The sequence below is a fragment of the uncultured Sphingomonas sp. genome, from assembly GCF_964244265.1.
Lineage (GTDB): Bacteria > Pseudomonadota > Alphaproteobacteria > Sphingomonadales > Sphingomonadaceae > Sphingomonas.
Genome location: NZ_CAXTHV010000011.1, coordinates 1 through 21,172, shown reverse-complemented (window position 1 = coordinate 21,172; position 21,172 = coordinate 1). Strand labels below are relative to the sequence as shown.

Sequence of the window (21,172 nt, the reverse complement as noted above, 5' to 3'; positions counted from 1 at the left end):
GCGCTCCAGGAACGGCTCGCCGAACTTCAGGTCGAGCGCGAAGCCCTGGCCGATGCCCGCGCCGCCGCGATCACCCGCAACGCCATGAGCCCCGGCGATGCCGCCACGGTCGCCGAGATCGCGCGGCTCGGCGCGAGCATCGCGACGCTCGATCAGGATATCGCCGGCAACGCCGACGCGCTCGATCGGGTGCGCATGGCAGAAGGCGAGATCGCCGTCGATCAGGAAGCGGCCGGCGCGGCGGCGATGCGTGCCCGGCTGGCCACGCTGGCGCGGGCGGCCCGTAAGCGCGCCACCGCGATCGACGAAGCCGCCGATATGCTGATCGCCGCACTGCGCGATGGGCGCGAAGCGACGAAGGGACTTTGGGAGGCATCGGACGGCCCGACGCGCCGCGAAGGGCTCGGCGAACTTCCCCGGCTACTCTCCGATCTGCCGATGGTGATCTATGAGCGGCTGGCGCACGGCGACGTTTTCGCGTCGCGAAGCGCGGCCTTCGATCGCTCCGCAGACGCGCCGTCCGTTGAAGGCCACCTCGATATCGCGCTGCGCGAGATCGCCCCGCCGCCCGGCCGGCCGAAGAACGGCACCGTTACCCCCGCCACCGACGAAGAAGCTGCGCGAGCCGCGATCGAAGAGGATATTGCAGCATGAGCGACAATGCCGTTCCGGCGGGTGCTGAAGCCCCGTCGCTCGAAGCCTTGATGGAAAAGCTGTCCGATCCGGCGACGCCGGCATGGGGCCGGCAATCGTTGCTCGATCAGGTCGAGGCGCACCACAAGGCGACGACCGCGACCGATGCCGCCGCGCCGCTGACGAACGGCGAGCCGCTGGAGGGCTTCGAAGCGCCGGTGAGCGGCCTTGCCTATCAGTTCGAACAGGCGCTCCCGCCGGGCGTCGAGATCACCGACACGACGTCGCTCGGCGCGCTGAAGGGATCGCTCGCCGACGCAGGCGTGCCCGCCGATATCGGCAACGCCGCGTTCGGCGACATCGCGCGGCTATCCACTACGGGCGCGTATGAAAGCGAAGCCGCTTACGTCGACGCCTGCGGCCAATGCCGCGCGCAAATCGAGCGTGTGCATGGCGAGGGGGCGAAGGGACTGATCGCCGACGCCCTGTCGTGGATCGAAGACGCCGTGCGCGCGAACCCGAAACTCGAAGAGGCCGCCACGTTCGCGATGGCGTCGCCGATGGCCCTTCAGGCCGCCGCCAACATGAAGCGCTTCGGCCGCGCCCGCAAATAACAGAGAGGAACTAGACGATGGCAACCCGTGCTTTCACCACCGACCGCAGTCAGACGAACATGGCCTATATGCAGTGGAGCGGGCTGCTGAACGGCGACGATGGCGCTCCCGCCGTCATGAACGGAATGGAGCTTGTCAGTTGGCAGGTGTTCGGGACGGTCGGCGCGGGCGGATCGGCGCAAGTCGAGGCGTCGAATGAAGCCACGCCGACGACTTGGGGACTGATCGGGGCGGCCGCGACCACCGCTGCAATGGTCTTTCCGGCGGACGATATCGTCGCGCGCAATATCCGGCCGCGCGTGACGGCCGGGGACGGCACGACAAGCCTCACCGTCATCGCGTGCTTTCGGCGGCTGCTGTGACGACCAGCGTCACCTACCGCAATTGGAACGGCAGGCCCGCCCTTACGCAGAATGGCGAAGCGCGGGCCATACTGGAGCCCGGCGGTGGGTGGGTCGGCGCAGACGCCCACGACGGTATCGACGTCCTCACCGTGTCGCGGGGCGGTGCGAACATCGGAGAGGGGCACTTCGCCGACATGTTCGCCGGCTGGAACCTACCTGATCTGGACGGCTGGTATCAGCGTCGCGATCCGAACCGCCCTTATGACAGATACGCCAAGGTCCGCTTTTGGGCGAGCCGATAGGAGCCTTCATGTCCCTCGTCGACGCCCGCCGGGTCCAACCGGCTGTTACCCTGAACATCGGCTCGGTCGCGCTGCCCGACGATGAAGAGCAGCGCGCCCCCGCCCCGACGCTGGCCGCCACGATCGGCGCTGCCTTCGGTGCGGATAACAGCGTCGTCAACGCCTTCACCTACCTGCGCGACACGATCGGCACGCCGAATGACGTCGATCCGGGCTACAGCGCGTGGAACGATATCAAGGGCACGCCATACGAAGAGCGCTGGAGCAGCTTCGTCAGTTCGAACAACGCTCGATATACCGCTTTGCTGAAACAGCGGATTGACCGTGAAGAGGACAACCGGCGCACCGTGGCCGCCGCCGGCACGACCGGCGTTATCGCCAGCATCGCCGCGTCGGTGCTCGATCCCACGATCCTGATCCCGATCGGCGGGGAGGTCGCGGCCGCTGGCAAGGGCGCATATGCCTTGGGGCGCACGGCAGTGCGTGTCGGCGCGGTGGCCGGGGCGTCGACCGCGCTTCAGGAAGGCGCGCTGCAATTGACGCAGGAAACCCGCACCGCCGAAGAGAGTGCGGTCAACATCGGAGCGTCCGTCGTGCTCGGCGGGCTTCTCGGCGGAGGGGCGGCGCTGCTCACGCGCGGCGAGCACGACGTCGCGGCCAGGGCGTTGCACGGCATCGTCACTTCGCAGCCGGGCAGCGTCGGCGCGGCGGCCGTCGAGCGCGCCACCGTGGCCGATCTGACCGTTGCCGGCCGGGGCGCGGAACGGCTGGCGTCGGCGACGCAGGCGATCAGCCCGAACCTGCGTGCCAACTTCAGGGAGAGCGCCGCCGCGCGCGAGGTGTCGCAGCAACTCGCCGAAAACACCTTGTATCAGACGATGCACGGCGAGGGCCGATCGCTCGGCGCGGCCGCCGAGACACTGGCGCGATCGACCTACAACGCCCGCATGGTCGACGCCGTGAAGGCGCATAACGCCATCTATGCCGAGATGAAGAAGGCCGGCACGAATATGAGCGGGCAGGACTTCGAAGAGGCCACCGGCAACGCGATGCGAAACGGCGACGCCGACGCGAACCCGTTCGTCGCGCGGGCCGCGTCGGCGTGGCGCGAGCGGGTGTTCGATCCCTTCAAGAATGAAGCGATCGACCTCGGACTTCTTCCCGCCGACGTAGGCGTCGACACGGCGGCGAGCTATCTGTCGCGCGTATGGAGCCGGGAGACGCTCACCGCACGGGAGCCGGAGTTCAAGGATATCGTCACCCGGTTTTACGGCGATCGGATCGCCGGCGATTATGCGGAGAGCGTCGACACGCTGAAACGGCGCAGCACGGCACTGGACGGCGAACTTGCGGACCTTCGGCTATCGCCGGATGAACGCACCGCCGCCATGTCGGAGATAGAGGCGGCCGCCGACAAGCTGGACGGGGCGAACGCCGATCAGATCGACCGCGCGGGGCGGATCAATGAGCTTCGCGGCCAGGCGCGGGCCGCCGACAAGGCGGGCAACCGTGCCGCCGCGCGCGACGCACGCGCAGAGGCCGCCAGCGTGGCCGCAGAGGGTGGTGACGGGCTGCGCTTCTACCTGAAGCAGCGTGGAGCGCTGCGCGGCCGCCAGCGGCGGGTCGACATGAACTATGCGGGCGTGGCCAGTCGCGCCGATACCGCGCTGAACGCCGTGGCCGATATCGGGGAAGCCAATGCGCGCAGTCTCACGCGGCTGATCGCGCGCGGCCGCGTCTTTGAACGGGAAGCGCAGCGCCTCGATCCGGGCAAGCTCGCCGCCAAGCTGTCCGATCTTCGCACCGCCTTCGCCGACGTGGTGCAACGCTCCGAACGGGCGCAGGACCGGATCGCCCGCGCGGCGGATCGGCTCGGCGACGATGCCCCGGCCGGCATGGCCGAACGGCTGAAGCGCGAGGCAGCGGCGGAAGCGGCGCGGCACGAACGGCTGAACAGCATCTCGTCTCGGCTGGAAGCGGCCGACGCACTCGATCCCGACGCCGCCCTGGCCGAACTGCGCGAGGCGATGGAGGGCGCAGCGCGCGAGGTGTCCGATATGACGTTGGCGCGGGGAGAGCGAGCGCAGCGGCTAAAGGATCGGCTCGCAAGGCTCGATCCGGCGAAGATCGACGCTCGCGTTCAAACCATCGCCGATCTGCGCGCCAAGCTGGAGCGCGACTTCTACGATCGGTGGGAGATCAAGCATGGCGGCCAGGGCGTCGATCTTGCCAGCGGCGCACGACCCGACTTTAGCGACGCCGCCCGCGACATCGCCGATAGCGTCTTCGACAAGCTCACCGGCCGCACCATCTCCGGCGGCGAGGCACTGCCCGAATATCTCACGCCGATCACGCGCGGGCCGATGAAGAACCGCACGTTCAATATCCCCGACGCGCTCGTGACGCCGTTCCTCGATAGCAACGTGCTGTCCGTCGCCGAGCGCTACGGCCGCACGATGGCGGCGGAGACGGAGCTAACCCGCCGCTTCGGCCGCGCTGATATGAGCGATCAGATCACCGCAATCCGGCGCGACTACGGCGATCTGCGCGCGGCCGCCGGGACGGACGAAGCCCGGCTGAAGACGCTGGCCAATGATGAGAAGGGGGCGATCGAGGATTTGACCGCCATGCGCGATCTGATCCGAGGCACCTACAAGGCCGCCGAGAACGGCGGCGACTTCGGCCGCATCGTGCGCGGGCTCACCGCCTTCAACTATATCCGCAGCATGGGCCGCGTCGTGCTGTCCAACCTCTCCGATCTGTATCGCGGCGCGACGGCGCAGGGCGTCGGGCGTTTCATGTCTGAAGGCGTGCCGGCGCTGATCGGCAATCTCGACGCCGTGAAGCTTTCCGTTCATGAGGCGCAGCTTGCCGGCCAGGTCACAGAGCGCGTGCTTCAGAACCGGCTCGCCACGCTCGGCGAGATCGGCGATCCCTACCGCTCCGGCACGGCAATCGAGCGGCTGCTTCAGAACGGCACCCGCATCGGCTCGAAGTGGAACGGCATGTCGCTCTTCACTGATATGTCGAAATCGATCGCGTCGATTATGTCGCAAAACCGTATCCTAGATGCCGTCTCCGGCCGGGCGGACGATGCCCGCTTCCTCGCCTACCTCGGCATTGACGGCGATCAGGCCGGCCGGATCGGGCGCGAGTTCGCAGAGCATGGCGAGGTGATCGATGGCGTGCGCGTGGCCAATACGGAGCGATGGGGCGACGGCAACGCGGTGCGCGCCTATCGAGCGGCCGTGTCGAAAGAGGTGGATAGCGTCGTCGTGACGCGCAGCGTCGGCGACGTGCCGCTCTTCGCCCATACGCCGCTCGGCAAGGCGCTGCTTCAGTTCCGCACCTACAACCTCGCCTCGCATCAACGAGTGCTGCTCCGGGGCATGCAGGAGGGCAGAACGCAGTTCACGAGCATGATGGTCGGCATGACGTCTGTCGGGCTGCTCTCCGCTTGGCTGCGCGCCTATGCGGTGGGCGGCGAGCGATACGAGCGCTTCACGCAAGCGGCCGACAATCCCGGCTATCTGCTCGGCGAGGCGCTGGATGCGTCAGGCTTTTTCGCCCTGCCGATCGAGGCGGCCGCGACGACCGACACGATGACCGGCTTCAACCCGGTGAAAGACCCGCTCATGGCGGCGTTTCCCGACGCGCCGCAGAGCGGCCAGGGCGTGCGGCGTATCGGCGTCGATCCAGTTGGCAAGCTGCTCGGCCCCACGGCTGGCCTGATCGCCGACGTGTCGAAGGCGGCAGGCGCTCCGATCGGGGCGGCCACTGGCGACGCGATCACCGACAGTCAGGCCGAAGCGGCGAAGCGACTGGTGCCGTTCCAAAGCTATATCGGGATGCGACAGGCGCTCGATCTGCTCACAACGGACGAGTAGCGGTTCCTAGCGTTCAAATGGAACGCGGATCGGGAGGCCGTTTCGCCAACGAACGATACCGGTACTTGCGCCTACGGCGTCCGCTAGCGCTCCGGCTTTCTCCAACTCATCTTCGGTTGCACCATCGCCGATCATTACTTCAACTAAAGCCGTATCTATGGGAATGAAGCAGGTCTCATCGTGGGGCAAATTGATTAAAAGCCGAGCCTCCGATTCATACGACCAACCTTTGAACTTCGTCAGATAGTAGGATCGCCAAAACTGCATTAGCAGGTGCCCCGACAACTCGTCGGCTCCGAGTTTCAGGTAGTCTTCGTGGTTCACGAAAAAGCTGTCGGCTAGCTCGCTGTCTCCTTCATCGACATATCGAATATTGCCGTAAATCATGGTGCGCTCATTGTATGCTTCGAGTGCCGAAGCGATGAGCTTCTTTCGCTCGAAAACGAGCACGGCCCCCGGAAAGCGGCTAGCGCCATCAGACGTCTTTTTATGGCGTTGGCTGTAATGCGCCCACATGCTCGGATGCTTCCACCCGGCACTGTCATAAATTTCGGGCGCAGCGGCTTGGCTCCAGCCGCCGCCATCGGTTGAAAAACTCGCGAAACACCAATGAGTGCGCAGGCGATCGGTCAATTCGCGGCTGACATTGATCGCGACGTCGGGGCTGCGATCGTTCTCGGAGCAGTAAACGCCAAACCATAACTCGCTTCGCTCATATTCGTCGTTAGCGTTGGCGAACCTTGAAAGGCGCAGCTTCTTTGATTCCAAGATGAGCTTGGCCGTATCGAGCGAGGTGTAGTGATAGATCAGGCCGGGTCCGGGCGGTGTCCCGTCAACAATATCTCCTCTAGGAAATGAGAAGAAACAGTCGTTGTAGGTCGACGGTGCGAATGGCTTCGCGATCGTCGGATAAGACAACCCTTCTAGTGACACCCATTTAGGGTCTTCGGGTCCTAAATAATGCACCTCACCGGTTTCGCTTGAAAAGAACATGTCCGCGAAGCCGGAAGAGCAGTGAGTGACGAGGCGAAGTGCCATGCGCAGACGATCCTAATCATACGGAACCGTAGAGCGCAGCATGGTAGCAAAAACGCTTCCGGCCGTCGCGTCAACCGATCGGCTGGAGATCGTCGGGAAAAAGCGAAGGCTGTTCGGCCCGGCCGCCCTGGCCTTCGTCAAACGCGATATCGAAGCAACGCATCCGATCGGCGAGGTGGTAAGCCAGAGCAGAAACGGCCGCACTTCGGCGAAAGCGGTCGCCCTGCTGAAGCTCGCCCATAAGGCTCGGCTCGGCAGCGGCCAAGGCAACTTCGAAGTGCAGGGTCAAAGCGTCATCGTCGATTCGTCTCATCCGCCTATGAGAACAAATATGGAACACACGGTCAAGTCGGAGCGCTCACGAAAATAAATATCGTAGTGCTACAATCACGTTCGGAGCCCATCTTGGCGGTGGAGCCCATGTGGAGCCCATAGCGCAAGCCGGGCTCCAGCCCCGGAGGGCTTTTCCGCTATCTACTTGATACCATTAGGGATTTTGGTGGACGCACTTGGGCTCGAACCAAGGACCCGCTGATTAAGAGTCAGCTGCTCTACCAACTGAGCTATGCGTCCGGGCCGATTGGCGAGAGGCCGCGGGGGGCGGTTCCCGGTCGGGGAGCGAGGCGGTTAGCATCGAGTCCGGGCTTTGCAAACCCCTTTTTCCCGGGGCGCGGGGCAAAACGGCGCTACCAGTCGGCCTGCTGTCGGTTCTGGCGGTCGATCGACATCAGGATGCCCAGGCACAGCATCGTGGTCATCTGCGCCGACCCGCCGAAGCTGACCAGCGGTAGCGGGATGCCGACCACCGGCGCTAGCCCCATCACCATCGCCAGGTTGATCGCGACGTAGAAAAAGATCGTCGAGGCAAGGCCCGCCGCGGTAAGCCGGGCAAAGCGGGTCCGCGCGTGAATTGCGACCGAAACTCCCCAACCGATGACGATGAAGAACGCCAGGATCAGCAACAGGCCGCCCGCCAGCCCCCATTCCTCGGCCATCGTTGCGAACACGAAGTCGGTATGGCCCTCGGGCAGATAGTCGAGGTGGCTCTGCGTTCCCTGCAGGAAGCCCTTGCCGAAGATGCCGCCCGATCCGATCGCGATCTTCGACTGGCTGATGTGATAGCCGGTGCCCAGCGGATCGCTTTCGGGATCGAGGAAGATCATGATGCGATTGCGCTGATAATCGTGGAGGACATAATTGATCGCCAGCGGGGCGGCGACAGCGAGCCCAAGCGCCCCGCCGATGAACAGCCGCAGCGGCACACCGGCCAGGAACATCACGGTGACCCCGCCGAACGCGATCATCAGCGCGGTGCCCAGATCGGGCTGAAGGATGACCAGCCCGGCCGGCAATCCGATCAGCACGCAGGCCGGCCAGATCGCCGAGAATTTGCGCGTCTCGTTGGGCGGCAGCATCTGGTAGAAGCGTGCGCAGGCGAGGACGATGCACGGCTTCATCAACTCCGACGGCTGGAGACGGATCAGTCCGAGGTCGAGCCAGCGCTGCCCGCCGCCGGCGATCTTGCCGAGCAGTTCGACCGCGACCAGCAGGGCGAGCAGCACGCCGTAAGCGGGAAAGCTGACCGCGGTCCATACGCGCTCGCGCACCCGCGACAGGATGGTTGCGGCGGCGAGGAAGGCGACCAGGCGGATGCCCTGCGACAATGCCCAGGGCCGGATATGGCCGCTGGCCGCCGAATAAAGCACGACCAGCCCGAAACAGCCGATGGCGAGCACCAGCAGAATGATCCGCCATGGCAGCTGGGCAAGCGGCTCGGGCACGAAGCCCAACACGGCCGACGACGTACGGTTCACTGGTCGCTCTCGCGCGATCCGACCGCGGCACTGTCCGAATTGGCGATTACGGCGGCAGTGGCATTGGCCTGGTCGGTGGCGGCTTCGACCGCCGGAGCATCGGTCGGCGCGGTCGCCGTCGCCTCGGTCTGTGCGGCCTGCACCGCCGACAGGCTGGCCTTGTACGCCGCGGTTTCGGCGGCCATCCGCATCTGGATATCGCCGCCCCACGTTGCTTCGACCTCCGCCAGCGACTTGAGCGCACGCTCACGATCGAACAGATACGTCATGATGTCGCGCCCGATCATCGGCGTATCGAGGTTGCGGACGGTGTGCCCGCCATGTTCGAGCACCACGGCGGCGGCATAGCGCGGATTGTCGGCAGGGGCGAAGCAGACGAACAGCGCGTGGTCGCGCAGCTTGAACGGCAGCGATGCGTTCTTGAGCACCCCGCCGGCGCGTTCGGCCATGGTGATGCGGCGCACCTGGGCGGTACCGGTCTTGGCGGCAAGGCCGACGCCCGGCACCTGCATCCGCGCCGCGCCGCCCGTGCCGCCTTCGTTGACCACAGCGAACATCGCGTCGCGGACGAGCGCCAAATGGTCGGGCGCGATCGCCAGGGGGCTGGCGCGATTGTCGGCGCGCTTGATCAGCGTCGGGCGCAGCGCGCGGCCCGAGGCGATCCGTGAGGCCATCACCGCCAACTGGAGCGGATTGGCGAGAACATAGCCCTGACCGATCGACGCGTTGAGCGAATCAGCGACGGTCCAGTCGGCCTTGTACTTCTTCAGCTTCCACACGCTGTCGGGCACCGTGCCATAACGCTGCGTGGAAAAGGGCAGGTCGAACTTCTCGCCCAGCCCGACCAGCCGCGCGACCGGCGCCACGCGGTCATAGCCGAGCCTGCGGACCATCTCGTAGAAATAGATGTCGCAGCTGTACATGATCGCGTGCTTGAGATCGAGCGCGCCATGACCGCCACGCTTGTGGCAGTGGAAGATGCCGTTGCCGACGCGCAGCGATCCCGAACAGCTGATCCGGTCGGTCGGGCTGACCCCGGCCTCGAGCAGCGCCAGTCCGTTCATCGGCTTGACCGTCGATCCCGGCGGGTACAGCCCCTGCAGCACCTTGTTCATCAAGGGCACATGGTCGTTGTCCGACAGCATCTTCCATTCGAGATGGCTGATCCCATCCGAAAAGCTGTTGGGATCATAAGCCGGCATCGACACCATCGCCAGCATTTCGCCGGTCAAGCAATCGAACACCACCGCCGACCCCGAATTGGTGCCGAGCCGGCGCGCGGCATATTCCTGCAAGCCGGCGTCGATCGTCAGGCGCAGCGTCTCGCCGGGGCGGTCGGGCCGGGTGGCGAGTTCGCGGACCAGCTTGCCGCGTGCGGTGACCTCGATGCGCTTGGCGCCCGGCGTGCCGCGCAATGCCGGCTCCAGCGCCTTTTCCAGCCCGTCCTTGCCGATCTTGAACCCCGGCGTGATATACAAGGGGTCCTTGCTCTTCTGATATTGTTCGGCCGACGCGGCGCCGACATAGCCGGTCAAATGGGCGACCGCGGGGCCGGCGGGATAGCTGCGCGAATAGCCGCGCGTCGGCGCGACGCCGGGCAGTTCGGGCAGGCGCACCTGCACCGCGGCAAAGCGTTCCCAGTCGAGATTCTCGGCGACCGGGACCGGCTGGAAGCCCGCCGCGCGCCGCAGGTCGGTATCGATCCGCGCGACCTGCTCGTCGGGCAGCGCGAGGATCTGCTTGAGCAGCGCCAGCACGCGGTCCTTGTCGGCCAGCCGGTCCGGGATGATGTCGACGCGGAAATCGGTGCGGTTGGTGGCGATCGGCCGGCCGGCGCGGTCGATCATCCAGCCGCGGCGCGGCGGGACCATCGTCAGGTTGACGCGATTGCTTTCGGCGAGCAGCCGGTAATGCTCGTTTTCCGCGATCGCCAGCCACGCCATCCGGCCCGCCAGCGCCAGGCCGACCGCCGCCTGCGCGCCACCCAGCACCACCGCACGCCGTGAAAAGCTGTAGGCCTGCGCGGCCTCGGTGACGAGGCGGGTCGGCCGGTTCAATCCGGCGCGCTCCGCCGGGCCAGGCGAGCGACGATCATCGCCGCCGGCGGATAGAACAGGATCGAAATGGCGATCTGGAACAGCAGCACGGTATCGACATGCGCATCGAACCGCGTCGCGATCAAGCGCCCGCCGATCAGGCACAAGGCGACGGCGCCCCCCGCCAGCAGCCAGTCCTGCCAGAAGTCGCGATAGACCAGCCGCCGATCGAGCAGGTCGAGGACGATGAACGACAATGTCCACAGCAGCATCGCGCTGCCCAGCGGCTGGCCGCTGACCAGATCGTCGAAGAACCCGAAGCCGAGCGGCGCCCAGACGCGAAAGACATCCGGGCGCAACAGCCGCCACGTCAGGAAGACGAGCAGCCCGAACGGCGGCAGGAACCCGAACGTGGCGACGAACGGCAGCGCAGTGACCAGCGACCCGACGATGACGGAAACCGACGGCGCAAGCCGGGTGACCACCGGAGTCGCCTTTTCGGCGAAAACGCCGTTTGTCGGGGTCACCTGCCCGGTTCCGCGGGCGGGGGCAGGGGAGGAAGATAGGCTGGCAGGACGGTGGCAAAGTCCATCGCGTCGGGATGCTCTACCGGCCGTGCCAGCGCGCCATCGCGACTACGGCTGACGACTAAAGCGACCGGGATGTTGGGGGGATAGATGCCGCCGACGCCCGAGGTGACGAGCACGTCGCCGGGCTGGAACTCGGCATTGGCCAGCGCGATCGGCTTGACGTCGAGCAGGGTATCGCCACGCCCGGCCGCGAAACCGGCAGCGCCATCGCGCGTGCGGCGGACCGGGACGATGCTTTCTGGGTCGACCAGCATAAGCACCCGTGCAGTGTTCGGCCCCGCTTCGAGCACCCTCCCGATCAATCCCGACGGGCCCCGCACCGACTGCCCGGCACACAGCCCTTGCAACAGCCCGGCATAAAGCGTGGCGTAGCGGCGGGTGCTCGACGCCGACGATCCGACCAGCCGCGCCGTGGCGACCGGATCGCTGCCGGGCTCTCGCAACGAAAGCAACAGCTTGAGCCGGCGGTTCTCGAAGGCCAGCGCCCGTGCCCGCAGCAATGACGCACGTTCGGCCGCGAGTTCCTGCTTCAGGCGCACATTTTCGTTGTGCACCCCGAAATAGCCGCCGATATCGCTAGGCAACGCGGCGACGCCGCCGATTACCGCGCCCAATCCCCAGCCGATCGGCGCCGTCAGTTCGCCGGCACCTGCACGCAGTGCGGAAAAAGCCGGGGGGTTGATCGCGGACACGACCAGCAATCCGGCGCCCACCAAAGACCCCGCGACCGCGATCACGTAGCCAAGGAACAGACTATATTGCGCCCGACGCGAAAATCCCGGGCGCCGGTTGCGTGGCGGCGCCATCCATATCCCCTACGCTCGATGCCGTCGGCCGTCGATCAGGCGTTATGCAAAACACCGCGGAAGATCGGATCCTCCAGCGCGCGGCCGGTGCCGATCGCGACGCAGGTCAGCGGATCGTCGGCGATCGTAACGGGCAGGCCGGTCTCGTCGCGCAGCACCTCGTCTATGCCCTTGAGCAGCGCGCCGCCGCCGGTCAGCACGATGCCCTGGTCAACAATGTCCGCGGCGAGTTCGGGCGCGGTATTTTCCAGCGCGATGCGGACCCCCTCGACTATAGTCCCCACGGGCTCGCTCAGCGCCTCGGCGATCTGGCCCTGGTTGATCTGGATTTCCTTGGGAACGCCGTTGACCAAGTCGCGGCCCTTGATATGAATCGTCATGCCGATGCCGTCGGCCGGGGGCTTGGCAGTGCCGACCTCCTGCTTGATGCGCTCGGCGGTGGCCTCGCCGATCAGCAGGTTGTGGTTGCGGCGGACATAGCTGACGATCGCCTCGTCCATCTTGTCGCCACCGACGCGGACCGACGTGGTATAAGCGAGACCGCGCAGCGACAGCACCGCGACCTCGGTCGTGCCGCCGCCAATGTCGACGACCATCGACCCGATCGGCTCGGTCACCGGCATGTCGGCACCGATCGCGGCGGCCATCGGCTCCTCGATCAGCCACACCTGGCTGGCGCCGGCGTTAGAGGCGGCGTCGCGGATCGCGCGGCGCTCTACGCTGGTCGAGCCCGACGGCACGCAGATCACGATCTGCGGCCAGCGCAGGAAACGGCGCTGGCCGCCATGCGCCTTGGTGATGAAATGCTTGATCATCTGTTCGGCGACATCGATGTCGGCGATCACGCCATCGCGCAGGGGACGGATTGCCTGGATCGAATCGGGGGTCTTGCCCATCATCAGCTTGGCATCGTCGCCGACCGCCTTGACCTTCTTGACCCCGTTGATCGTCTCCACCGCGACCACCGACGGCTCGTTGAGCACCACGCCGCGCCCACGCAGATAGACAACGGTATTCGCGGTCCCCAGATCGATCGCCATGTCGTGCGACATGAATTTAAAGAAGCGTCCGAAGACCATGTCGTTGTTCACCGTCCGTGATCGAGCCGCATCGGCGGCTGGTGCGCGATAGCTTTTTCCTTGCCGCCAAGCCTGCAATCCGGGCTCCGGGTGCTTGCGTTAGCGGTCGCGGGATGGCGCCGATTGGGCTAGGAACACACCCATGTCAATACGCCGGCTTCCCGAGCATCTGGTCAATCGCATCGCCGCCGGCGAAGTGGTCGAACGGCCCGCCAGCGCGCTGAAGGAACTGGTCGAAAACGCGATCGACGCCGGTGCCGCGCGGATCGCCATCTGCCTGGCGGCGGGCGGCACCGACGCCATCGAGGTGGTCGACGACGGCGGCGGCATGACGCCCGCCGACATCGCGCTCGCGCTTGAGCGGCATGCCACGTCGAAACTGCCCGACGAGTTCATCGAAGCGGTCGAGACGTTGGGCTTTCGCGGCGAAGCGCTGCCGTCGATCGCCAGCGTCGCGCGGCTGACGATCGACAGCCGCATGGCGGGCGGCGACGGCTGGCGGCGGATCGTCGACAATGGCGTGCTGGTGGAGGACGGGCCGGTGGCGATGCCGCTGGGCACGCAGGTGCGGGTCGACGGGCTGTTCGCCCGGGTGCCGGCACGGCGCAAGTTCCTGCGCTCGGTACGCGCCGAATATGCCGCGTGCCTCGATATCGTGCGCCGGCTGGCGATGGCGCGCCCCGACATTGCGTTCAGCGTCGAGCATGACGGGCGGCGCACGCTGTCCACGGTCGGTGGCGAGGAACGACCGGCACGGGTCGCCGCGCTTACCGACCGCGCGTTGGCCGCCAACAGCGTCGCGGTCGATTTCGCGCGTGACGGCATCCGGCTGGGGGGTGTTGCCGGGCTGCCGACGTTCAATCGTGGCATTGCCGATCACCAATATCTGTTCGTCAACGGCCGCCCGGTGAAGGATCGCTTGCTCGTCGGTGCGGTGCGCGGCGCCTATGCCGAGATGCTGGCGCGCGACCGCCATCCGGTCGTCGCGCTGTTCCTCGACCTGCCGCCCGGCGAGGTCGATGTGAACGTCCACCCGGCCAAGACCGAAGTCCGCTTCCGCGATCCGCAATCCGTGCGCGGGCTGATCGTCGGCGGGCTGCGCCGCGCGCTCGACGAGGGCGGGCACCGCAGCGTCCAGCGGCCAGGGGCCGACGCGATGACGGCGTGGCAGGCCGAGCCGGCCGGTCCCATGCCGTGGCAGGCCGGCGACATGCCGACGATGCCCCGCCAGTCGGCGGTGTTCGATCGCCGCGACGGCTTCGCTGCACCGCCCCCGCTGGCGCGGGGCGACGCCGCCGTCGCGCCGCCGCCCGACCGCGCCGATTATCCGCTGGGCGTGGCGCGGGGCCAGGTCGCGAAGACCTATATCGTCGCCGAAGCGGAGGACGGACTGGTGCTGGTCGACCAGCATGCCGCGCATGAGCGGCTGGTGCTCGAACGCATGCGCGCCGCGCTGGCGGGCGGCCGGGTCGCCGCGCAGGTGCTGCTGATCGCCGACGTGGTCGAACTCGACGAGCCGGCGTGCGACCGGCTGGAGGCGCGGGTCGACGAACTCGCCGAGCTGGGGCTGGAGATCGAGCGCTTTGGCCCCCGCGCCATGCTGGTCCGCGCGACGCCGGCGCTGCTGGGTCCGGGCGACGTCCCCGGCCTGCTGACCGACCTGGCCGACGACCTGACGGCGTTCGACGACGCGCTGACGCTGAAGGAGCGGATCGATCATGTCGCGGCGACCATGGCGTGCCACGGATCGGTGCGCGCCGGCCGCATCCTGTCGGTCGCCGAGATGAACGCGCTGCTCCGCGAGATGGAAGTGACGCCGCGATCGGGCCAGTGCAATCACGGCCGCCCGACCTGGGTAAAGCTGGCGCATGGCGATATCGAGAAGCTGTTCGGGCGGAAATGAGGGGAGGGCATGGCAAAGCATACCGGCGCCCGCATGGCCAAAGTTCACGAAAGTTCACACCCTCGGCGCTTGTAAATACCAGAAATCCCTAACAAACGGCAACGTCGAAGAGAAACGCGATCGGGCATGATATCGGATGAAATCCTACATTGCCAGCTGGCTCAGCCGGCTGCGCGACCGTTCCGTTCCGGCACGCCGGCGCTGTCCGTTCAGCCGAGCGAAACCTTTGCCGTTGCTGCGCATTTGACCCGCATCAGGTAAGTGAAACCGTGCTGGAACCAAGACCGTGAACAAGATCATGCCCATCGTCTTCGCGCTGATCCCGCTGGCCGCCGTGCTGGGCGCGTGCGTGACATCGCCCTGACGGGCGGGCGCGGCATCCCGATGGTAAGTGATAGCGTACGGCAACAAGGCCGCCCGATAGCCACCGGGCGACCCTGTTGCCGTCGGGTGATCAGCCCTCGCGGGGGTCGCGCTCGCCTGCCGGCATGTTGGCGATCTCGCCCGGTTCGGCGTTGGGATCATAGGCTTCGACGAAGCCCGCCTCGTCCTTCTCGAACATGACGGCCATGACGTCGACGCCCTGCGCCTGCATCTCGGCTTCTTCGGGCGAGCGCGCGACGTTGATCTTCACGACGACCGCGACTTCGGGGTGAAGCTGGATCTTGACCTGGTACAGCCCGATCGCCTTGATCGGCTTGTCGAGCACGATCTGGCTCTTGGTGACCTTGTGGCCATCGGCGACCAGCGCCTCGACCAGATCGCGCACTGCGACCGAGCCATATAGCTGGCCGGTGTTCGACGCCTGGCGGATGAGCATGACACTGGCGCCCGCGAAGGTGTTGGCATCCTTTTCGGCATCGCCGCGACGCGCGGCGTTCTCCGCCTCGATCCGCGCGCGGCCGGCTTCGAACACCTTCTTGTTGGCGTCGTTGGCTCGCAGGGCCTTCTTGTTGGGCAGCAGATAGTTGCGGGCAAAGCCGTCCTTCACCTTGACCACGTCGCCGATGGCGCCGAGCTTCTCGACGCGTTCCAGCAGGATGACGTCCATCGTATCCGCTCCTTACTTTACGAGGTAGGGCAGCAGGCCCAGGTGACGGGCGCGCTTGATCGCCTGGGCAAGCTCGCGCTGCTTCTTCGCGCTCACCGACGTGATCCGCGAGGGAACGATCTTGCCACGCTCGGAAACGAAGCCCTGGAGCAGCCGGACGTCCTTATAGTCGATCCGGGGCGCGTCCTTTGCGGAGAACGGACAGCTCTTGCGGCGGCGGAAAAAGGGTCTTGCCATGTCGTTACTCCTTATTCGCCGTCAAAGCCGCCGCGCGGGCCGCGGTCACCACGATCGGGCCGATCCCCACGGTCGGGGCGGTCGCCCCGATCACGGTCACGGCCACGCTCGCGATCACCCTTGCGCATCATCACCGTCGGTCCGGCCTCATGGGCATCGACCTTGACGGTCATGTAGCGGATGACGTCCTCGTTGATCTGGGTCTGGCGCTCCAGCTCGACGATCACCGATCCCGGCGCGTCGATCTCGAGCATCACGTAATGCGCCTTGCGATTCTTGGCGATGCGATAGGCCAGGCTGCGCAGGCCCCAGGTTTCGGTCTTGACGACCCGGCCCTGATTATCCTCGATGATCTTTGTGGCGGTTTCCGCCAGCGTGTCCACCTGCGCCTGTGCCAGGTCCTGGCGCGCAAGGAACACATGCTCGTACAGAGCCATGTCTCGTCCTCAAGTCTTGGCCGATCGCTGACCGTTGCCCTATGCGAACGGCCCCTCCGGCTGTCGTCTGCTCAAACAGGATCGGGGCAGGGAGACTGGCTCCCCGCCCCGGCTGTAACGGTTCCTTACGCGAAACCGCCCGATTTGCAACCCTGGCGGATCAGCGGATCGCGCCGGCAATGACCGAGGCGATCACGCCGGTGGTCACCGCGACCAGCACGGCGTCGTTGCCCGAGCGGACCCAGTGATAGCCGCGCGGCGGCTGGCGGAGACCGCGATAGGAGCGGTAGTTGATCTCGCGATATTGCGGCGCATAGCGGCGATCGAAGCGCTGGCCCGACCGCCAGGTGCGATATTGGGGACCGGCGGGCCGCCGCGTCTCGACCCCGCGATCATCGCGGCGGCCATCGCCGTTGCGCGCTTCACGCTGCGGCTGAGCCGACGCCGGGACGATCGCCAGCGGGCTGGCGAGGAGCGATACGGCAACCGTGCCGAGCAGGAACTTGCGAAACATCTCAAACCTCCATTGCGCCATCATGGCGACGACATGGATGTGGGCATTGCGTGTCGCGAATGTATCGCGCCAGCAATCACCAATGGTCGCCAATTGTCGCAGAATCATCGCCGGGCTGAATAGGCATTCAGCTTGGCCTACACTTGCGCAGGTCGGCGCGGCTTTCTACGGCCACGGGCGTATAAGGAGAGGATCATGCGCGCCTTCATCTTTCCCGGCCAGGGCAGCCAGGCGGTCGGCATGGGCCGAGCGCTAGCCGACGCCAGCCCCGCGGCGCGCGCGATTTTCCAGGAAGTCGACGATGCACTGGGCCAGCATCTGTCGCGGCTGATGGCCGAGGGGCCGGAGGACGAACTGCAGCTGACCGAGAACGCCCAGCCGGCGATCATGGCGAACGCCATCGCAACGCTAAGGGTGCTCGAACAGGAGGGCGGTATCGCGCTGTCCCAGAAGGCGGATTTCGTCGCGGGCCATTCGCTTGGCGAATATGCCGCTTTGTGTGCGGTGGGTGCGCTGGCGCTGGCGGAAACCGCGCGGCTGCTCAATCTGCGTGGGCGCGCGATGCAGGCGGCGGTCCCGGTGGGGCAGGGAGCAATGGCCGCGCTGCTCGGCGTCGACCTTGCCAGGGCACGCGCGATCGCCGATGCAGCGGCCGAGGGCGAGGTCTGTACGGTCGCCAACGACAACGATCCGTCGCAGGTGGTGATCTCCGGCACGCGCGGCGCGATCGAACGTGCGGTCGTGATCGCCAAGGACCACGGCGCCAAGCGGGCGGTGCTGCTGCCGGTCTCCGCGCCGTTCCACTGCCCGCTGATGCAGCCCGCGGCCGATACGATGGCTCGAGCCCTGGCGACGGCGGCGATCGATTCGCCGCTGGTCCCGCTCTACGCCAATGTCACCGCCGCCCCGGTCAGTGATCCCGACGCGATCCGCGCGCTGCTGGTCGAGCAGGTGACCGGCATGGTGCGCTGGCGCGAATCGGTGCTGGCCATGGCGGCGGCGGGGGTCGACCGCTTCGTCGAGCTTGGCGGCAAGGTGCTGGGTCCGATGGTCAAGCGCACGAGCCCCGACGCGATGGTCGCCAGCGTGGTGACGATGGACGATATCGAGGCGCTGGCGAAAACCCTTTAGCTGCCAGCCCCCTCCTTGGCCGTGCGGGCGCCGAAGTAGAAGCCGACCACCGAGCTGAACAGCGTGACGATTGGCCCGAAGACGACATTCATCAGGCTCATCAGGCGACTGGCGTCCGCGGCATTGTCGTCCGTGTTCGGCTGGGGTGGATGGCCATTGATTTGGAACAGGGCGTAAAAGGCAGCGAGCACGATTACCGCAAGCAACAGCAGCAAGGCGTAGCTGACCCACATTCGTACCATGGTATCGGGTAAGGTCTTGGTGGGTGGAACGAACGAGGTAATGGTGGGCGAAGGCGTCTCGGCGCCTTTCTTCGTTTCGCTGTCCAGATCGCTTGGTGTACCCGAACCCGCCTCCGCCATTTTACCCCCCTTGCTGCATCCTAGATCGCCACGTCGGTCATGCTGCCCTTGAGGTTCAGCTGTACTTTCGCCCCGTTGCTGACCGCTTCGGCCAGGAATTTCTGGGTGCCGAGGGCAATGCGCAGCATGTCGCCGGTCGACACGCCGCGTTTTTCGGCAGTGGTCCGCAGATATTCGAGCACGTCCGGCGGCAGCCTGACGGTCGTCGCCTCCAGGGTCGCATCGGAGGTGACGGATTGCGACTTGATCGCGTCGGCCAACATCGCATCGGAATTCTGCATCGGCTCTATTCCTTGTTCGCATCCGACTATAAGGCAACCGGCGGCTGGTGAAAAGACGTTGGGACAGGCGCTGCGATGTTCGACCTGACAGGCATGACCGCACTGGTGACCGGCGCGAGCGGAGGGATCGGCTCGGCGATCGCGCACGCGCTGGCCGGGCAGGGGGCCCGGCTGGCGCTGTCGGGATCGAACGCCGGCAAGCTGGAGGATTTCCGCGCCTCGCTGGGCGACGATCACACGGCCCTGGCTTGCGACCTGTCCGACGGCGCGGCCGTCGACGCGCTGGTGCCGGCGGCGATCGCCGCACTCGGCAAGCTCGACATCCTGGTCAACAATGCCGGGATCACCCGCGACAATTTGGCGATGCGGATGAAGGACGAGGAGTGGGACACGGTCATCCGCGTCAACCTGGAGGCCGCGTTCCGCCTGGCCCGCGCCGCCGCCAAGCCGATGATGAAGGCGCGGTTCGGCCGCGTCATCTCGATCGCCAGCGTGGTCGGGGTAACCGGCAATGCCGGCCAGGCCAATTACGCCGCGTCGAAGGCGGGGCTGGTCGGCATGTCCAAGGCGCTGGCGCAGGAACTCGCCAGCCGCAACATCACCGTCAATTGCGTCGCGCCGGGCTTCATCCGCTCGGCGATGACCGACGTCCTGCCGGAAGCGCAGAAGACGGCGCTGCTGAAGCGCATTCCCGCCGGTGATCTCGGTCGGGGTGAGGATGTCGGCGCGGCGGTGGTCTATCTGGCGTCGCGCGAGGCCGGCTATGTCACCGGCCAGACGCTGCACGTCAATGGCGGGATGGCGATGCCGTGATTGCGCTGCGAGCCCTGGCCGCGCCGGCCACCTTCATCGCCCTGCTGGTGTCCGTTCAGCCGGCGGCTGCCGCCGACGTCACTACCATCGGCTGTATCGAGGCAAGGCTGGGACCAGCGGCGATGACGCGGATCGGCGGGCGGCTGATCGCCGCGATCGATGCCGGTGGATCGTATGACGGCGCGCTCGACCTCGATCGCGACGCCCTGACGGCGGCGCGCGATGGCTGCCGTGCGGACAACAGGTGGACCGAGCGGGCGACGGCGCTGGCCGATTCGTTTACCCAGGCGCGCGCCGCCCGGATCGGCGCCGATTCCGTGCTGCGCACCGACGGCTTTGATCCCCTTGTGCTGGCCGCGGCGTTCGCGACCCTGGCGCCGGCCGATCGGCACAGCCTGACCGGTTCCGACAGGATGACCGACGCGGTGCTGGCGAAGATCGCCACGTTGGTCAGCGCACCCCCGGTCACCCCCGCGACCCGCGACGCGGCCATCCGCCACATCGTCACGTTGTTTGCGTCGCTGTCCGGCATCGAATACTATCCGCAGGACTTCACCGCCGCCTGACGCAGGGCGGGAGCGGGAGGGGTTCTCGCGCCTGCCGACGCCACGCCCTTGCAAGCGTCCGGTGCGCGTTCTACGTGCGGTCGGCACCATGGGGTCTGGCACCCCAAGGCTAGAAAGGGAAGCGACGAATGAGCGACACAGCCGACCGGGTCATCAACATCGTCGTCGAGCACCTCGGCGCCGAGCGTGAGAATGTCACCAAGGAGTCGAGCTTCATCGAAGACCTGGACGCCGACAGCCTCGACATCGTCGAACTGGTCATGGCATTCGAGGAGGAATTCGGCGTCGAGATTCCCGACGATGCCGCCGAAAAGATCACCACCGTGCAGGATGCGATCACCTATATCGACGAGCACAAGGGCTGAACTCCGGGCCGGGGCGCGCGCCGCGGCGGGTAATGCGTGACGATCGGCTCCCCATCCCAGGGCAATACCGGGGGCGGGGGGCCGTTTCGGTTTGTTGACGACGGACAATGGAGAAAGCCATGCGCCGCGTAGTCGTGACCGGCCTGGGCCTGGTGACCCCGCTGGGCACCGATGTCGAAACCGCCTGGAAGAACCTGGTTGCCGGCAAATCCGGGGCGGGCACGATCACCCGGTTCGACGCGACCGATTTCCAGACCAATTACGCGTGCGAGGTCAAGCCGGCCGGCCACGAATATGGGTTCGATCCGAACAGACGCGTCGACCACAAGGTCCAGCGCCAGGTCGATCCGTTCATCGTCTATGGCATTG

General features: G+C 66.4%; 24 protein-coding genes and 1 tRNA gene. 11 read left to right on the top strand and 14 right to left on the bottom strand.

Annotated features, from left to right (window positions below):
- Positions 1 to 84: 84 nt before the first annotated feature.
- From ACFE7K_RS06230 to ACFE7K_RS06210, 5 genes are read left to right on the top strand one after another with little or no spacing between them, the layout of a single operon-like run.
- Positions 85 to 654, top strand: a complete 570-nt coding sequence (locus tag ACFE7K_RS06230) for a hypothetical protein (protein ID WP_375397311.1) — start codon at positions 85 to 87, stop codon at positions 652 to 654.
- On the top strand, positions 651 to 1,247 hold the full coding sequence (locus ACFE7K_RS06225; protein ID WP_375397310.1) for a hypothetical protein: 597 nt from the start codon (positions 651 to 653) through the stop codon (positions 1,245 to 1,247). Before ACFE7K_RS06230 ends, ACFE7K_RS06225 begins: the two co-directional genes overlap by 4 nt.
- A 17-nt stretch (positions 1,248 to 1,264) precedes the next feature.
- Positions 1,265 to 1,609, top strand: a complete 345-nt coding sequence (locus ACFE7K_RS06220; RefSeq protein WP_375397309.1) for a hypothetical protein — start codon at positions 1,265 to 1,267, stop codon at positions 1,607 to 1,609.
- Entirely contained in the window at positions 1,606 to 1,893 is a 288-nt protein-coding gene (locus ACFE7K_RS06215) for a hypothetical protein (RefSeq protein WP_375397308.1), read from the top strand. The genes ACFE7K_RS06220 and ACFE7K_RS06215 overlap by 4 nt, the downstream gene beginning before the upstream one ends.
- A gap of 8 nt (positions 1,894 to 1,901) precedes the next feature.
- Positions 1,902 to 5,780, top strand: coding sequence for a hypothetical protein (locus tag ACFE7K_RS06210; protein ID WP_375397307.1), 3,879 nt, complete (start codon positions 1,902 to 1,904; stop codon positions 5,778 to 5,780).
- A gap of 6 nt (positions 5,781 to 5,786) precedes the next feature.
- On the opposite strand, the gene ACFE7K_RS06205 is transcribed toward ACFE7K_RS06210, so the two are convergent.
- The 8 genes from ACFE7K_RS06205 to ACFE7K_RS06170 all read right to left on the bottom strand — a co-directional run bounded on the left by ACFE7K_RS06205 (position 5,787) and on the right by ACFE7K_RS06170 (position 13,143).
- Positions 5,787 to 6,818, bottom strand: coding sequence for a DUF2971 domain-containing protein (locus tag ACFE7K_RS06205; RefSeq protein ID WP_375397306.1), 1,032 nt, complete (start codon positions 6,816 to 6,818; stop codon positions 5,787 to 5,789).
- Between the two features lie 70 nt (positions 6,819 to 6,888).
- On the bottom strand, positions 6,889 to 7,131 hold the full coding sequence (locus tag ACFE7K_RS06200) for a hypothetical protein (protein WP_375397305.1): 243 nt from the start codon (positions 7,129 to 7,131) through the stop codon (positions 6,889 to 6,891).
- A gap of 184 nt (positions 7,132 to 7,315) precedes the next feature.
- Positions 7,316 to 7,391: transfer RNA gene (locus tag ACFE7K_RS06195), tRNA-Lys, on the bottom strand.
- Positions 7,392 to 7,504: 113 nt separating this feature from the next.
- Complete coding sequence (rodA, locus tag ACFE7K_RS06190) at positions 7,505 to 8,632, bottom strand: rod shape-determining protein RodA (RefSeq protein WP_375397304.1); 1,128 nt, start codon at positions 8,630 to 8,632, stop codon at positions 7,505 to 7,507.
- On the bottom strand, positions 8,629 to 10,689 hold the full coding sequence (mrdA, locus tag ACFE7K_RS06185; protein WP_375397303.1) for a penicillin-binding protein 2: 2,061 nt from the start codon (positions 10,687 to 10,689) through the stop codon (positions 8,629 to 8,631). The genes rodA and mrdA overlap by 4 nt, the downstream gene beginning before the upstream one ends.
- The gene (gene mreD, locus ACFE7K_RS06180) at positions 10,686 to 11,195 is read right to left on the bottom strand and encodes a rod shape-determining protein MreD (RefSeq protein WP_375397302.1); all 510 of its coding nucleotides are present in this window, start codon (positions 11,193 to 11,195) and stop codon (positions 10,686 to 10,688) included. The genes mrdA and mreD overlap by 4 nt, the downstream gene beginning before the upstream one ends.
- On the bottom strand, positions 11,192 to 12,064 hold the full coding sequence (mreC, locus tag ACFE7K_RS06175) for a rod shape-determining protein MreC (protein ID WP_375397301.1): 873 nt from the start codon (positions 12,062 to 12,064) through the stop codon (positions 11,192 to 11,194). The genes mreD and mreC overlap by 4 nt, the downstream gene beginning before the upstream one ends.
- Before the next feature lie 35 nt (positions 12,065 to 12,099).
- A complete protein-coding gene (locus ACFE7K_RS06170; RefSeq protein ID WP_375397376.1) occupies positions 12,100 to 13,143 on the bottom strand; it encodes a rod shape-determining protein in 1,044 nt (347 codons plus the stop codon).
- Positions 13,144 to 13,285: 142 nt separating this feature from the next.
- On the opposite strand from ACFE7K_RS06170, the gene mutL reads away from it, so the two are divergent.
- Positions 13,286 to 15,046: a DNA mismatch repair endonuclease MutL gene (gene mutL, locus ACFE7K_RS06165; RefSeq protein WP_375397300.1), complete on the top strand. Its 1,761-nt coding sequence runs from the start codon at positions 13,286 to 13,288 to the stop codon at positions 15,044 to 15,046.
- A 454-nt stretch (positions 15,047 to 15,500) separates the two neighbouring features.
- Here the strand turns inward: mutL and rplI are convergent, their stop codons facing one another.
- The 4 genes from rplI to ACFE7K_RS06145 all read right to left on the bottom strand — a co-directional run bounded on the left by rplI (position 15,501) and on the right by ACFE7K_RS06145 (position 17,285).
- The gene (rplI, locus tag ACFE7K_RS06160; protein WP_375397299.1) at positions 15,501 to 16,097 is read right to left on the bottom strand and encodes a 50S ribosomal protein L9; all 597 of its coding nucleotides are present in this window, start codon (positions 16,095 to 16,097) and stop codon (positions 15,501 to 15,503) included.
- Between the two features lie 12 nt (positions 16,098 to 16,109).
- Positions 16,110 to 16,334 carry a 30S ribosomal protein S18 gene (gene rpsR / locus ACFE7K_RS06155; protein WP_066583513.1) on the bottom strand — a complete coding sequence of 75 codons (225 nt, stop codon included), beginning with the start codon at positions 16,332 to 16,334 and terminating at the stop codon, positions 16,110 to 16,112.
- 11 nt (positions 16,335 to 16,345) lie between these two features.
- On the bottom strand, positions 16,346 to 16,771 hold the full coding sequence (gene rpsF, locus ACFE7K_RS06150; protein ID WP_375397298.1) for a 30S ribosomal protein S6: 426 nt from the start codon (positions 16,769 to 16,771) through the stop codon (positions 16,346 to 16,348).
- A 160-nt stretch (positions 16,772 to 16,931) separates the two neighbouring features.
- On the bottom strand, positions 16,932 to 17,285 hold the full coding sequence (locus ACFE7K_RS06145; RefSeq protein WP_375397297.1) for an RcnB family protein: 354 nt from the start codon (positions 17,283 to 17,285) through the stop codon (positions 16,932 to 16,934).
- A gap of 195 nt (positions 17,286 to 17,480) precedes the next feature.
- Here ACFE7K_RS06145 and fabD point away from each other — a divergent pair, with 195 nt between their 5' ends.
- A complete protein-coding gene (gene fabD, locus ACFE7K_RS06140) occupies positions 17,481 to 18,416 on the top strand; it encodes an ACP S-malonyltransferase (RefSeq protein ID WP_375397296.1) in 936 nt (311 codons plus the stop codon).
- On the opposite strand, the gene ACFE7K_RS06135 is transcribed toward fabD, so the two are convergent.
- Positions 18,413 to 18,778 (bottom strand): hypothetical protein, encoded by a 366-nt coding sequence (locus tag ACFE7K_RS06135; protein ID WP_375397295.1) that lies wholly within the window; start codon positions 18,776 to 18,778, stop codon positions 18,413 to 18,415. The genes fabD and ACFE7K_RS06135 overlap by 4 nt on opposite strands.
- Before the next feature lie 20 nt (positions 18,779 to 18,798).
- Positions 18,799 to 19,059, bottom strand: a complete 261-nt coding sequence (locus ACFE7K_RS06130) for a hypothetical protein (RefSeq protein WP_375397294.1) — start codon at positions 19,057 to 19,059, stop codon at positions 18,799 to 18,801.
- Positions 19,060 to 19,134: 75 nt separating this feature from the next.
- Between ACFE7K_RS06130 and fabG the strand changes: the two genes are divergently transcribed.
- The 4 genes from fabG to ACFE7K_RS06110 form a co-directional block, all read left to right on the top strand.
- The gene (gene fabG, locus ACFE7K_RS06125) at positions 19,135 to 19,872 is read left to right on the top strand and encodes a 3-oxoacyl-[acyl-carrier-protein] reductase (RefSeq protein ID WP_375397293.1); all 738 of its coding nucleotides are present in this window, start codon (positions 19,135 to 19,137) and stop codon (positions 19,870 to 19,872) included.
- The gene (locus ACFE7K_RS06120) at positions 19,869 to 20,438 is read left to right on the top strand and encodes a hypothetical protein (RefSeq protein ID WP_375397292.1); all 570 of its coding nucleotides are present in this window, start codon (positions 19,869 to 19,871) and stop codon (positions 20,436 to 20,438) included. Before fabG ends, ACFE7K_RS06120 begins: the two co-directional genes overlap by 4 nt.
- A 128-nt stretch (positions 20,439 to 20,566) precedes the next feature.
- A complete protein-coding gene (locus ACFE7K_RS06115; protein WP_375397291.1) occupies positions 20,567 to 20,803 on the top strand; it encodes an acyl carrier protein in 237 nt (78 codons plus the stop codon).
- A 119-nt stretch (positions 20,804 to 20,922) separates the two neighbouring features.
- The coding region (locus tag ACFE7K_RS06110) for a beta-ketoacyl synthase N-terminal-like domain-containing protein (RefSeq protein ID WP_375397290.1) at positions 20,923 to 21,172 on the top strand (250 nt) is incomplete at its 3' end.

Excerpts from the sequence above, each read along its gene's own strand:
- mutL (WP_375397300.1), top strand. The coding sequence starts at position 13,286 with ATGTCAATACGCCGGCTTCCCGAGCATCTGGTCAATCGCATCGCCGCC.
- ACFE7K_RS06130 (WP_375397294.1), bottom strand. The coding sequence starts at position 19,059 with ATGCAGAATTCCGATGCGATGTTGGCCGACGCGATCAAGTCGCAATCC.
- mreC (WP_375397301.1), bottom strand. The coding sequence starts at position 12,064 with ATGGCGCCGCCACGCAACCGGCGCCCGGGATTTTCGCGTCGGGCGCAA.
- ACFE7K_RS06135 (WP_375397295.1), bottom strand. The coding sequence starts at position 18,778 with ATGGCGGAGGCGGGTTCGGGTACACCAAGCGATCTGGACAGCGAAACG.
- fabD (WP_375397296.1), top strand. The coding sequence starts at position 17,481 with ATGCGCGCCTTCATCTTTCCCGGCCAGGGCAGCCAGGCGGTCGGCATG.
- fabG (WP_375397293.1), top strand. The coding sequence starts at position 19,135 with ATGTTCGACCTGACAGGCATGACCGCACTGGTGACCGGCGCGAGCGGA.
- ACFE7K_RS06115 (WP_375397291.1), top strand. The coding sequence starts at position 20,567 with ATGAGCGACACAGCCGACCGGGTCATCAACATCGTCGTCGAGCACCTC.
- ACFE7K_RS06210 (WP_375397307.1), top strand. The coding sequence starts at position 1,902 with ATGTCCCTCGTCGACGCCCGCCGGGTCCAACCGGCTGTTACCCTGAAC.
- rpsR (WP_066583513.1), bottom strand. The coding sequence starts at position 16,334 with ATGGCAAGACCCTTTTTCCGCCGCCGCAAGAGCTGTCCGTTCTCCGCA.
- rplI (WP_375397299.1), bottom strand. The coding sequence starts at position 16,097 with ATGGACGTCATCCTGCTGGAACGCGTCGAGAAGCTCGGCGCCATCGGC.
- ACFE7K_RS06145 (WP_375397297.1), bottom strand. The coding sequence starts at position 17,285 with ATGTTTCGCAAGTTCCTGCTCGGCACGGTTGCCGTATCGCTCCTCGCC.
- ACFE7K_RS06220 (WP_375397309.1), top strand. The coding sequence starts at position 1,265 with ATGGCAACCCGTGCTTTCACCACCGACCGCAGTCAGACGAACATGGCC.
- rpsF (WP_375397298.1), bottom strand. The coding sequence starts at position 16,771 with ATGGCTCTGTACGAGCATGTGTTCCTTGCGCGCCAGGACCTGGCACAG.
- ACFE7K_RS06230 (WP_375397311.1), top strand. The coding sequence starts at position 85 with ATGAGCCCCGGCGATGCCGCCACGGTCGCCGAGATCGCGCGGCTCGGC.
- ACFE7K_RS06205 (WP_375397306.1), bottom strand. The coding sequence starts at position 6,818 with ATGGCACTTCGCCTCGTCACTCACTGCTCTTCCGGCTTCGCGGACATG.
- ACFE7K_RS06225 (WP_375397310.1), top strand. The coding sequence starts at position 651 with ATGAGCGACAATGCCGTTCCGGCGGGTGCTGAAGCCCCGTCGCTCGAA.
- ACFE7K_RS06200 (WP_375397305.1), bottom strand. The coding sequence starts at position 7,131 with ATGAGACGAATCGACGATGACGCTTTGACCCTGCACTTCGAAGTTGCC.
- ACFE7K_RS06170 (WP_375397376.1), bottom strand. The coding sequence starts at position 13,143 with ATGGTCTTCGGACGCTTCTTTAAATTCATGTCGCACGACATGGCGATC.